This is a genomic window from Komagataeibacter rhaeticus, assembly GCF_011611525.1.
In the GTDB taxonomy this organism is placed as follows: Bacteria; Pseudomonadota; Alphaproteobacteria; order Acetobacterales; family Acetobacteraceae; genus Komagataeibacter; species Komagataeibacter rhaeticus.
Map to the genome: position 1 here is coordinate 2,102,853 of NZ_CP050139.1, position 12,624 is coordinate 2,115,476.

Consider the following 12,624-nt stretch of genomic DNA (forward strand, 5'->3'; position numbering starts at 1 on the left):
TTCTTTTATGTTACACCTGCCGCGCCAGCCCGGCCTCATGCCCCGGCCAGCGCGGGCACGCCCCTGGGGCCGCCAATGCGCTCCAGGTCGAACGGCGTGGTCTGGTAGATCTGGTTGATCCAGTTCCCGGCCAGCAGGTGGGCATGCCCCCGCCAGCGGTTGACGGGGCGGTTGGCCGGATTGTCGTGCGGGAAGTAATGGCGCGGCACGTCCACCGCCAGGCCGGCCTCCCGGTCGCGGAAATATTCCTCGGCCAGCGATGTGGTGTCGTATTCCAGATGGTTGAACATGTGCAGGGCGCGGTTGTCGGGGTCATCCAGCAGGCACAGCCCCGTCTCGGCACTTTCGGCCAGGATGGTCAGGCCGCTTGCGGGCGGGATGTCCGCGCGCCGCACCGCGGTCCAGCGCGAGACGGGAATGGGCACGTCATCGGCAAAGCCCAGCAGGTAGGGCGATGTGGGCACCAGCACCTGATGGTCGAACACCCCGAACGCCTTCTGCGCCAGCGCGTGCTTGGGCATGCCATGAAAGTGGTGGACCGCCGCCTGTGCCGCCCAGCAGATGTTGAGACAGCGGTGCACATGCGTCCGGGTCCAGTCGAACACCCGGCGCAGTTCATCCCAGTAGGTCACTTCATGGAAGGGCAGCCGCTCGACCGGGGCGCCGGTAATGATGAAGCCGTCAAAGCGTTCGGCGCGCACGTCCTGCCACGGCTGGTAGAACGCGGCCATGTGCAGCGCGGAAGTATGGCGCGGCACATGCCCCCCCATGCACACCAGCGTCAGTTCCACCTGCAGCGGTGTGGCCCCCACCAGGCGGGCGATCTGCGTTTCGGTGCGGATCTTGTCGGGCATGAGGTTGAGCAGCCCGATGCGCAGCGGGCGGATGTCCTGCCGGATGGCATCGGTCTCCCCCATCACCATCACGCCTTCCGCCTCCAGCACACCACGGGCGGGCAGATTATCGGGAATTCTGATCGGCATTGCCTTGCGTCCAACCTCCGTTACGGGTCGGGGTGGACGCGGTGGCTTGTTCCGTTTGGTTGCCGGTCGGGCCACATCCTTCCTTGCGGAAGCGCCACCTTGCCCGGAATGGCAGGTTGGCGTTGGGCGTCGCCCCAACTCTTGATGCAGGCCGATGATTACGCGCTTTGGGGCCGCGTCGCAAGCCTTGATGACATGTCCGGCAAAGCGGGGCGCAGCCTTCGCCCGTCAGCTTCAGGCATGGGTCAGGATGGCCTGGCGGATGCTTTCGGCCGGCTGCGGGCGGCCCAGCAGGAAGCCCTGCACCTGATTGCAGCCCAGATCGTTCAGGTGCGTCCACTGGTCCTGCGTTTCCACCCCTTCGGCGGTGATGGGAATGTCCATGCTCTGCGCCAGGCTGATGATGGCGCGGATGATGCCCGCCGCCCCGCGTTCGGGCAGTTCCTGCACGAAGGAACGGTCGATCTTGATCTTCTGGAACTGGAACGAACGCAGGTAGCCCAGCGAGGAATAGCCCGTGCCGAAATCATCCAGCACGATGCTGCACCCGATGCGCCCCAGGCGTTGCAGGATTTCGCGGTTGGTGGCGCTGTTCTGGACGAATATGTTTTCGGTAATCTCTATTTCCAGCCGTTCGGGCGGCCGGCCGGACTGGGCCAGCGCGTCCTCGACAATGCGGATGAAACGCGGGTTGCGCAACTGGATGGGCGAGACATTGACCGCCACCCTGACCTGTGCGGGCCAGCAGGCGGCTTCAGTACAGGCCGCGCGCAGCACCCATTCCCCCAGATCGTGGATCAGGCCGTTTTCCTCTGCCAGCCCCACAAACTGGTCGGGCGGGATCATGCCCTGCGTGGGATGGTGCCAGCGCACCAGTGCCTCGCACGCGCTCAGGCGGTTGCCGGGCATGGAATAGAGCGGCTGGAAATGCAGCGTCAGCCCGTTACCGGCTATGGCGCCGCGCAGTTCGCTGCCCAGCCGGGCACGGGTCTGGATTTCATCACGCAGTTCCTGATCAAAGAACTGGAAGCCGTTGCGGCCGAGCGACTTGGCGCGGTACAGCGCGATGTCGGCATATTGCAGCAGGGTCTCGGATGCCTCCGCATCGCGCGGATACAGGGCGGAGCCGACACTGGCGCCAATGACGATGTGGTGCCCGTCAATGATGTAGGGCCTGCTGACCGTCTCCACAATCTCACGCGCGCGCGTGGTCAGTTCGGCCTGCGCCGGCACGTCGGGCCAGATGATGGCGAATTCATCCCCACCCAGCCGCGCCACCAGGTCCCCCGGCCGGCTGCACGCGCGCAGCCGTTCGGAAACCAGCCGCAGCAGGCTGTCGCCTGCCGCGTGGCCGTACACGTCATTCACGGTCTTGAAGTAATCAAGGTCGATGCACAGAAGTGTTGCGGTGCTGCCGGCAGCACAGGCGGCTTCCAGCCGGGAACTGAACAGCGCGCGGTTGGCAAGGCCGGTCAGCGGGTCGTAATGGGCCAGCAGTTCCACCTGGTGCTGGGCGTTGCGCTGTTCGGTCACGTCATCGGCCACGCACAGTTCCCACCTTGGCGCGCCGCGTTCATCGGCAATGGTGACCTGGCGGGTGGAAATGGCCCGTTTTGCGCCGGTATGGTCACACAGCACCTTTTCAATCACGCCCTGCCCGCCGCCGGCAAAGCGGCTGACCAGCAGGTGGCCGATCTCGTCGGGGGTAAAGACATCCTCCACATCGCGCTCGACCAGCAGGTCACGCCGGCAGCCGGTCATGGCCTCGGCCGCGCGGTTGACCAGCACCAGATGCCCGTGCCGCAGCGACCGTACAAGCAGGGCGGAGGGAATGTTCTCGACAATCGTGTCAATGAACAGCTTGTCGCGTAAAATCTTTCGGTTGGCGCGGCGCAGGTCCTCGGCCGCTTCCTTCAGGCTGGCCGCCGAGGCCACGGCATGGGAATGCGACGCGGTAATCAGGTCCAGCGCCGAACCCGTGCCCAGGTAGCGGCCGCCACGGGTCACGATATAGCCGCGCAGCAGGTCGGAGGGCTGGCTCATCAATGTCAGGGCGGTAAAGTCGGATGAGGAGACATCGGCCTCGATCATGACCGGGCTGTCATCCATCAGCAGCGCCACCGGGCGGCGGTTGAACAGCGCATGGCCGAATTTGCCCGATACCCTGAGGAAAAAGGCCTGCCGCTCCACCAGGCCGACAGGCACGTTATCCGCATCCACCACCGCGACCAGCATCAGTTCGGGGCGGGCGTGGAAAAATGTGAACAGGCGCTCCCCCGGCGCATCGGGGGGAATGACCGGCCCCGGCCTTGCAATATCCCCCATTGTCAGGACGGGGGACGGGCTTTTCTGTGCAGAAGTCTCATTCATCATTCAATTTTCCACAGCGGGGGCTGGCTACGGTGTTTTTATCAGCCATTCCGGAACAAATACCTGAAACCGGAGACTGGTAAATAAAAATATGACCATATTTATTTAAAATAACAATATAAATTAACTTTTACTACACACTACAACAAATAAACGGCACTATTTCTTAATCTTTAATTTCAGGTGCCCGGACCACGCGGGTCCGGGCACCTGCCACGGCTTTATCAGGACAGGGCGCCGCCCGATCAGAAGGCGGCCTGGATACGACCGGCGACCGAGTTGCCCTCACGCCCCATCACGTCCGCCGCCACGCTATTGCGGCTGACAATGAAGTGGTTGAAGTCCAGCATGAAGCGGAAGTGACGGTTGGGATACCAGTTCAGCCCCGCCGACCACACCGTCTGCTGCCCGCCACGCAGGGCGGTTGCGGCATTGCCCAGGTTGGCGTTCAGGTCGGTCACGCTGTAACGGGCCGACATTTCCAGCGCGCCCCAGTAACCGTGCGACGGGTCGAAGGCATGGTCCACACCGGGGGCGGCGAAGGCCCCTTCCTTGATGTTGTAGGACCGCGCCTTGCCAAAGATGGTGTAGTTGGCCGCGCCATAATAACCGGTAAAGTTGACATTGGCGGTGTTGCTGGCGGTACTGGCACCATAATCGCCACGGGTCACGCCAATATTGTAGTATTCACCCTTCAGCACCAGCCGCTTCCAGCGGAAGCCCAGTTCGGGGCCGGCCGACCAGATGCTGCCCACATTGCCCACCGTCGCGCTGAGCAGCTTGGTGGTGGTCAGGTCAACTTCAGGCTGTTCGGCAAAGGTATAGGACCGGTCGCTGCTGCCCGTGCCCTGCGCCACCTTGAACGCCGTAATGGCCGACAGGCCGACATGCACGTCAATATCCTTGGACACATACGGACGGCCCGCCACACGGAAGGTCGCACCGGACTGGCTGTCATAGGTTGCGCGCTTGCCATAGCTCTGGCCCGTCACGTAACCCGCGATCCACCACCGCTTGGCGTAATGCAGGGCGCCAAAGCTCATGCGCGCGTCACCGGCGGCGATGTTGCGCACGATGTCGGTAATGGCGGGGCGTTCCATCATCTCGAATTCGTTCGAGCTTTCGGAATCTTCTTCTGTCACGCGCGGCTGGAAGTAACCGGCGGTAATCACGGTGTTCCTGAAGCCCGCGTAGTTCAGGTTCGCTTCATACAGCGTGGCCGAGCCATCGGCGGTGGAGGAGCCGAAATCCGGCGTGATGTTGGCAATCCAGTTCTTGTAACGGAACGAGATGGGGATACGCAGGCGGCGGGCGTTCTCGGTCAGGCCCTCGTAATCGCCCTTGGTCTCGCCACGGCGCGGCGACATGCCCATGAACCCGCCGATATCCTCATGGAAGGCCAAGCCAATGGACATGGCATACATCCCGTCCTCGGACGAGATGGTGGGACGCCCGCCGGGGAAGCCCACGACCATGCCACCCATGTGCAGGGCTTCTTCCTTTTCCGTTGCCGCACGGAACGACGCCCAGGAGGAGGAGACGCCACGGTCGGATGGCGGGGTGCCCAGGTCGGCCTTCTGCATGGCGCTGGCCATGCTGCCGCCCATGCCGCTGTCACCGCCGATATGGATGTCACGCGCATAGCTGTCGGGCAGGGGCTGGCCGTGGCTGGCCGCAACCCGGCGGGCCTGCGCGGCGTTGGCGGCTTCGGGGCTGCGCACCGCCTCGGCACGGACCAGGCGCTGGCGCAGCACGCTGATCTGGCCGGACATTTCCCGCCGCATGGCCTGCATTTCCAGTTGCAGGGCCTTGATCTGGGCATCCGATGCGGAATCCGCACGGGCCTGATGCAAGGAAGAGAGCCCCCGCAGGGCAGACGAACCAAGCAACAGGGAAACAATAGGCCGGCGGATCATGTCAAGCATTCCGTAATGAAGGATGAGTTCATTTAGAATGCGGGCCTGATCCTGTGTGTTATGTTTCCAATACAGTTTTATGAAGGTTTTATTAAAACATCTATATTGAAATACTAATTTTTATGCCACCGTTTTAATTTTGATTCATCAGAAGTAATTTTGGCGCGGTCCTTGTACATCAAATGGACCACCCCGCCGGACAAAGGCATTAAAAAACACATTACATTGGGGAACCTTCCCCTCTGCCGCCGCCACCGCCCGCATGCAGGGTTCTATACTGCCGGGTTATGTGCCGTTTTTGCCGCCACGGGCCGGAATTGCGGAAAACCACCTGCCCCGCAGGTCACGGCATGGAAGCCGGGGGCCGTATTGTGGCCACAATGCCACACTAGGCGGGCGGCACGGTGGGGGAACTGGCGGGGGTGGCCGTGCCGGACCCGGCCGGACCGGAGGGCGGCATGTTCCGCGGCCCCAGATTCTGGCGCGCCTGCTGGCGGATGTCATTACACTTCTGGGTAAAGACGCTGGACTGGGACGCGGTCATGAAATTGATGATGAACGCCGCCACCAGCGAACAGAAGGACAGCGCGATCACCGCCTCCCCCCACCCGCTGATCGGCGCGTCGTAATAGGCCGCCGAATACCACAGCAGGACAAGACTGAGCACCGCCCCGAAAAAGCCCATTATGCCGGTATAATGGACCAGCGTGTCCTCTTCATTGCTGTAATCGGCGCTTTCCTGCCACAGCAGGTACAGCTTCTGGTTCATCTCCTCCACCTCGCAGTCATGTTCGAGCTGCTGCGCGCTGACCAGCTTGGTGGGCGCGGTGCGGTACATGTTCAGTTCCTGCTGGGCCTTGGCAAAGACACGCCGCCGTTCCTTGATGGCGGACAGGCTGATATCCACAAAGCTGAGAATTGCCACATTCAGGCCGGCCGACAGTTGCACGACCGCCTGAAAATCACCCCAAGTCTGGCTCACGCTGGCCCTCCGGTCTCAAGTCACCGTGAACATGATACCGCATGCGGCCAGAAAGCGGCAGCACGCAAAACCGGCAGGCAGGATTGCAGCCGCGCCAACTCAGATCGGGCAGGCCCCGCTGGCGCATTGCAGATGCGCCCAGTCCACGACCTCACGCGCGTCCTCGTCATGGATTCCCGCCGCCAGGGCCGCGAATTTCCCGGCTGGCACCTCTTCTTCAGGCAGGTATTCGTACCCCAGGTCGGAATCCGGCCTGCTGGGCAGCACGGCGCAGCAGCGCACATGGGGCTGGTTGGCGGCCACGATGGCGCGGAAACCCGCAAGGTCCTGCCGGTCGGTATAGATCTTGAGCGTATAGGACACCTGATTGCCCTGCTCCGCCCCGATCCAGTATTTCTCCAGCAGTTCCAGCCAGCGGTACTGCTGGGCGGGCGTGGCTTCGGGCGCGGTCACCACGCGCGCGCCCATGCCCAGCCGCTGGATGAGCGGCACGGTGGGAAAGCCCACGATGCTCATGCCCGGAAAGCTGCGCAGCGCGCGCACCGGGTAGCCCCGGCGCGCATAATCCGCCAGCAGCGGGTCGGACCCCGTCTCCCACATGCCATCGGCGCGCTGCACGCCCTTGAACTGCACCCAGCGCAGGTACTGCCGCCGCGCGGGCAGGTGCGCGCCCTCCGTCAGGCCGAACAGCTTGGACGTGGTGCCGGCAGGCTTGACGGTGGTGATGGTGACGGGGCGCGCGGTGCCGGTCTCGGCCGCATAGGCATTGGCTTCGGCCTTGGCAATGGTGGAAAGTTCCCGCACCGCATGCCAGAAGGGGGCGGCGCGCTCTTCATCCAGCAGGTCATGGAAATCAAGGCCAAAGCGCATCCATGCCCATTCATGCAGGCCGGTCGGCCCGATGCCGATGCGGTTGGTGCGGCGCACTTCCTCGCCATACAGCGCGTCCATGCGGTTGGCGCGCAGCAGGAAGCGCACGCCCAGCCGCACGGAATCCCGCACGCGGGCATCCCATGTCTGCGCCGTATCAGTGGGCACCTGGCCCGGCGTTACCGCCTCCAGCGGCACGGGGCAGGCCAGCAGCGGGGCAAAATCACCAATCACGCAGTAGCCGCCCGTCACATGCAGCGTAATCTCGCCACACGGGTTGGTGGTGACCGGAAAATGCGCGGTGGTGGCGCGGCGGGCCAGATCGGCCAGCAGGGTGGCGCCTTCGGTTGCCTGGTAGCGGTGCGAGCGGAAATCACGCCCGTCCGCATGCACGGGCTTGCGCCGGGCGCTGCCGGTGCGGCTGTCCTCCAGCCGGTCACCGTTGATGAAGCCGGGCTCGCCATTGATCCACGCGCAGCGCGTGGCCTCGGCAAACACGGCGCGGGCGTGGACGGCCAGCGGGCCGGTATGGGCGGGGTCGTTCACGCCGCGCCAGAATTCGGCATCGACCATGACCGAGTGGTTGGCGGTCCACAGCCCGCCTTCCTCCTTGGCGCGGATGAAGCGCAGCACATCCGCATCACGCCAGGACTTGGTGGCCATGCGCGCCGCACGGCGGGCGCCGCCCACCTGCACCTCGACCGACAGGTAATGGTCCACCCGCAGCGCCTGCTCCCATAGCGGCATGCCGCCCGCGCGCGCGGCTTCAATCACATGCCGGCGCACGTTCAGCAGCCCGCGCAGCAGCGAGACGGGGCCGGAAGCAGGCCGCCCCTGCATGCCCGCGATCGGGCTGCCCGCACGGCGGATGGCGCTGAAATCCAGCACCAGCGTGCGCTCGCGCGCGCCGCGGAAGGCCATGGCCTCGATCATCTCGACCGCCTTGCCCCAGCCCTCCCGGCTGTCATCAATAAGGTGGCGCAGGGCGTTGCCCTCTGGCGGGCGGGCCAGCACGTTTTCAGCCACAAAGGCGCGGACCTGGTCCTCCATCCCCGCATCGAAGGCATCCGGCGCCGTGCCCCAGGGCAGGATCTGCATCTCAAGGCCAAAGCGCAGCAGGCCCGCGCGGTCGCGCGGATAGTCCGGGTGATCGGGCGAGAGGACGAATTTCAACTCCGGCGCCTGCGCCCAGTCCACGATGCACAGTTCATCATCATAGGCCCGCCCCACACCGGACCCGTTGAGCAGCAGGTAGAATTTGGCGAACGAGCAGATGGCCGTGGCGCAGTTGGTGAACATTTCCATGTTGCGCCCCGGCTGCCCGGCATCGCCATGCTGGAGATGGCGGCCCGAGGTAAGCAGCGCGCCGGTGGCAATGGCGTTGCGCAGCTGCGCGCGCTCGGCCGGGTCCACCGTGGCCAGCAGGGCGGTATTGCCCGTTGCGACACGGTCGGCCACATGGCCGAAATCCTCGTGGTCGGCAGGGCGGAACACGGTGCGGCGGCCCACGGCTTCACCCATGCCCCGGTCCAGCGCGCGCGCGGGCAGCGGGGGGGTGCCAAACGCCCCCTCGAACGGGTCGCGCGCGCGCATGCGTGCCGCACCAGCCAGCGAGAAACCTCCGTCCATGCCCAGCTCCCTCATTGCATGCGAAGCCGGGTCCGTGCCAGACGGCCAGTTCGCCCATATTGTAGTAGGTGCATCATGATTGCACCATATATGGTGTGATGCACGCTTTAAATGCGTGACCTGCCCCCTGCCCGCGCGTGAAAAGGCAGGACTTCCGCCGCGCGAATCCCGGTGTATTTTTTTATGTAACGGCCGGGGGCAGAGTCGGGTTACATGCACGAATCACTTTACATGGCGCTGCGGCACCGCCCCCCGGCGGCACCAGAACGGGCCACGCCCCCTGCCCCATCCGAAGGAGCCACCATGGCCATACCCGCCCCCTCCCTTCACCCGCTGATGCGCCAGCCGGGGCCGGATGGCACGCGCGTCACGAACGAGGAACTGTTCTTTGACCTGGCCTATGTCTTCCTGGTTACCCAGATCAGCCATGGCCTGCTGCATCACCTGAACTGGATGGGCGGGGTGCAGACGCTCATCCTGTGGTTTGCCGCGTGGCTGGGGTGGCAGTACACCGGCTGGGTCACCAACTGGTTCGACCCGCGCGTGCCCGCGCTGCGCGGGGTGATGTTCGTGACCATGGCGCTGGCGGTGGTGTGCGGGGCAGCCGCCCCCGAAGCCTTCGGGCCGCGCGGGCTGGCCTTTGCGCTGTGCTACACGGTCATGCAGGTGGGCCGTTCGGCCTTTATCGTGTGCAGCCTGCCCGCCCGCCACCCGCTTGCGCCCAATTACCGGCGCATCCTGGGCTGGGGGGTAATTGCCGCCGTGTTCTGGATCGCGGGCGGGCTGGCGGCCCCCGGGCCGCGGGTGCCGCTATGGGCGGTGGGCGTGGCGTGTGAATATGTCTCGCCCATGTTCGGGTTCTGGCTGCCCGGCCTGGGGCGTTCGCGCACGACGGAATGGACGATCGCGGGCGGACACCTGGTGGAGCGGTGCCAGCTTTTCGTGATCGTGGCGCTGGGTGAGACGATCATGGCATCCGGCCTGTCGCTGGCAAAGAACCCGGACTGGTCGGTATGGGAACTGGGGGGTTTTGGCACCGGCTTCCTGTGCACCATTGCCATGTGGTGGCTGTATTTCGGCACATCCAGCACGGAAGCCGAGCACAGCATCACCTCCTCGGCCGATCCGGGGCGGATGGGGGCGTATTTCCATTACCTGCATGTGGTACTGGTGGCGGGCATCATTGTAACGGCGGTGGGCATGGACATTTTGCTGGAAGAACCGGCCGAACCCGCCACCGGCGCGCCCGCGCTGGTGCTGACGCTGGGGCCGGTGCTCTATCTTGTGGCCAGCACGGTCTATCGCTGGGTGGCCACCTGCCGTATCGCCCGCGCGCAGGTGGCGGGGGCGGGCGTGCTGGTCGTGGCCGGGATTGCGGGCCATGCCCTGCCCATGTGGCAGCTGGCGCTGGTGGATACCGCCATCCTGCTGGCCACCAGCCTTCTTTCCGCCAGCAGGCCGGGGGAGGCCGGACCATAGGCCCCGCAGGCATGGCGGCGGGCGGGGGATCAGCCGCCGTAGAAAACCTTCTCGCCCAGATCCTTCATGTGCAGCACCGCTTCATCCGGGCGGCCGGTGATTTCGCGGTTCAGGTGCACGTTCGTGACTTCGGCAACGAAAGTATGGTGATCGCCCAGTTCCACGACGTGGCGCACCTTCAGCTCCACCGCCGCCGGTGCCGCGGTCAGGATGGGCGCGCCATTGCCCGCCCGGCGGATGTCCTGCCCGCCCAGCTTCCCGTCCGCATATCCGGCGGGCTTGAAGAAGGCGAAGGCCAGGCCGCCCTGACCCTGCCCCAGGATGTTGAGCACCAGGTCCCCGGTCCTGCGGGCCACGTCGTAAACAGCGGAATCCGTCTTGATGCCAAGTGCCAGCAGCGGCGGGGCGAAGCTGGTCTGGGTGACCCAGTTGATGGTGGCCGATGCGATGGCGGTGTCCTGCGTGCCCGCCGTCAGCACATACAGCCCGTAGGGAATCATCCGCAGTGCGGTTTTTCTGGCCTGTTCATCCATGAACTGCTCTCCTTTCCGGTCAGTCGGCCGCCAGCATGGCGGGCGAGGCCGGACCTGTCCAGCAGCCACGCCGCGGGGCACCCCCTCCCCGCATGGCGCGGGGCAGGACGCGGGCGTACCCGGCCCCGGCACGGCCCCGTCGTGTTCAAACCATCGTGACCACCCGTGGCGCCATCGCACGCCCGCCCCCGGCCCGCGCCGCCTGCGGCACACGCCTGTCCTGACCGCATCCCAGCCGGCCCGTGGCTGATGTTGACACGATACGGACGGATATAGTCACGATGGGGCCAGCCATCCAACAGGCCGGGCGATGCCGGCCGGGTGCACCGCGTTGCGGTGCGGGGCATTCCCCGTTCAGACATTACAAACCTTCACCCGGCCATAAAGTCACCTGCCGCCCCGCAACCATGCAAGGACATGCTGACATGAGCCCCTACCGCACCATCAATCCGGCCACCGGAAAGACGGAAAAGGTCTTTGACCTTCATGATGACAGGACAATGCTGGCCAAGCTGTCCACCGCCCACCAGCTGTGGGAAAGTGACTGGCGGCACCGCACCATTGCACAGCGCAGGGCGATCATGCTCAGGGCGGCGGACATCCTGCGCCGCGACCGGGAAAAGCATGCCCGCCTGATTTCCATCGAAATGGGCAAGATCCTGCCCGAAGCGCTGGGGGAGATCGATCTTTCGGCCGATATCCTGTCCTATTACGCCCAGAAGGCCGAAACCTTCCTTGCCCCGCGTGAACTGCCGGTATCGCGGGGCCATGCTACCGTGACCAGTGAATCGCTGGGCGTCATCTACTGCGTGGAACCGTGGAACTTCCCCTACTACCAGCTGGCCCGCGTGGCGGCCCCCAACATCATGGCGGGCAATGTGGTGATGGTGAAGCATGCCCCCGGCGTGCCGCAATGCGCCGTGGCGTTTGAGGACCTGTTCCGTGAAGCAGGCGCGCCCGAAGGCACCTATACCAACCTGTTCATTACCAACGACCAGTCGGAAAAACTGATCGGACGGCCCGAAGTGCGCGGCGTGGCCCTGACCGGCAGCGAACGCGCGGGCAGCGCGGTTGCGGCGCAGGCGGGGCGCGCGCTCAAGAAAAGCACGATGGAACTGGGCGGGTCGGATGCCTTCATCGTGCTGGACGATGCCGACCTGGACAAGGTCATTCCGCTGGCCGTGCAGGGCCGCATGTCCAATAACGGGCAGGTCTGCACCGCGGCCAAGCGCATGATCGTGCATACGTCACTGGTTGATGCGTTCACCACGAAGCTGAAAACCGCACTGGACGCATTCCAGTACGGCGACCCGCTGGAACAGGGCGTGACCCATGGGCCGATGAGCAGCGAAGTGGCGATGAAACATGCCGTGTCCCAGGTGGAAAAGGCGGTGGCACACGGGGCGACACTGGTTACGGGCGGCAGGCAGATCGCGCGTGAGGGCTTCTTCATGAAAGCCGCGATCCTGACGCACGTCACAAAGGACAACCCGATTTTCTACGAGGAAATCTTCGGCCCCGTCGCCATCATCTACCCGGTGGGCAGCGATGATGAGGCCGTGGCCCTGGCCAATGATTCGCCCTACGGCCTTGGCGGTTCCATCCAGACCAGCGATGTGGAACGCGGCCGCCGGGTGGCAGCCCGCATCGATACGGGCATGGTGTTCATCAACAGCACCACCGGCACCGCACCCGACCTGCCCTTTGGCGGGATCAAGAACTCTGGCTACGGGCGTGAGCTTTCGGAATTCGGCATTGAGGAATTCCTCAACCGCAAGCTGGTCCACACGCCCTGATCCGGGCACGGCGTCCTGCCCGCAGGGCGGGGCACCCTTAAAAGACAGGACGTTTCTGGATGCCGC

Annotated in this window: 9 protein-coding genes and 1 riboswitch; of the genes, 3 read left to right on the forward strand and 6 right to left on the reverse strand. The window is 64.7% G+C overall.

From position 1 onward, the window contains the following. Positions 1-35: 35 nt before the first annotated feature. The 5 genes from GWK63_RS09600 to GWK63_RS09620 form a co-directional block, all read right to left on the reverse strand. Complete coding sequence (locus GWK63_RS09600) at positions 36-983, reverse strand: homoserine O-succinyltransferase (RefSeq protein WP_112210042.1); 948 nt, start codon at positions 981-983, stop codon at positions 36-38. A gap of 45 nt (positions 984-1,028) precedes the next feature. Beyond that, positions 1,029-1,136: riboswitch (SAM-I-IV-variant riboswitch) on the reverse strand. Positions 1,137-1,217: 81 nt separating this feature from the next. Then, a complete protein-coding gene (locus GWK63_RS09605) occupies positions 1,218-3,356 on the reverse strand; it encodes a putative bifunctional diguanylate cyclase/phosphodiesterase (protein ID WP_112210044.1) in 2,139 nt (712 codons plus the stop codon). Between the two features lie 242 nt (positions 3,357-3,598). Then, the gene (locus GWK63_RS09610) at positions 3,599-5,269 is read right to left on the reverse strand and encodes an OprO/OprP family phosphate-selective porin (RefSeq protein ID WP_112210190.1); all 1,671 of its coding nucleotides are present in this window, start codon (positions 5,267-5,269) and stop codon (positions 3,599-3,601) included. Between the two features lie 388 nt (positions 5,270-5,657). Further along, on the reverse strand, positions 5,658-6,251 hold the full coding sequence (locus GWK63_RS09615; RefSeq protein ID WP_040000005.1) for a hypothetical protein: 594 nt from the start codon (positions 6,249-6,251) through the stop codon (positions 5,658-5,660). 99 nt (positions 6,252-6,350) lie between these two features. After that, a complete protein-coding gene (locus GWK63_RS09620; protein WP_007400276.1) occupies positions 6,351-8,750 on the reverse strand; it encodes a recombinase in 2,400 nt (799 codons plus the stop codon). A gap of 213 nt (positions 8,751-8,963) precedes the next feature. On the opposite strand from GWK63_RS09620, the gene GWK63_RS09625 reads away from it, so the two are divergent. Then, entirely contained in the window at positions 8,964-10,229 is a 1,266-nt protein-coding gene (locus tag GWK63_RS09625; RefSeq protein ID WP_223846509.1) for a low temperature requirement protein A, read from the forward strand. Between the two features lie 29 nt (positions 10,230-10,258). Here GWK63_RS09625 and GWK63_RS09630 read toward each other — a convergent pair whose 3' ends face one another. Next, positions 10,259-10,762, reverse strand: a complete 504-nt coding sequence (locus tag GWK63_RS09630) for a flavin reductase family protein (protein WP_007400274.1) — start codon at positions 10,760-10,762, stop codon at positions 10,259-10,261. Between GWK63_RS09630 and GWK63_RS09635 the strand changes: the two genes are divergently transcribed. Together GWK63_RS09635 and GWK63_RS09640 are read left to right on the forward strand one after the other, a co-directional pair. Continuing rightward, positions 10,761-11,012 carry a hypothetical protein gene (locus GWK63_RS09635; protein WP_139064320.1) on the forward strand — a complete coding sequence of 84 codons (252 nt, stop codon included), beginning with the start codon at positions 10,761-10,763 and terminating at the stop codon, positions 11,010-11,012. The two genes, GWK63_RS09630 and GWK63_RS09635, sit on opposite strands and share 2 nt — an antisense overlap. A gap of 175 nt (positions 11,013-11,187) precedes the next feature. Further along, positions 11,188-12,558, forward strand: coding sequence for an NAD-dependent succinate-semialdehyde dehydrogenase (locus tag GWK63_RS09640; protein ID WP_099963200.1), 1,371 nt, complete (start codon positions 11,188-11,190; stop codon positions 12,556-12,558). Positions 12,559-12,624: the final 66 nt, after the last annotated feature.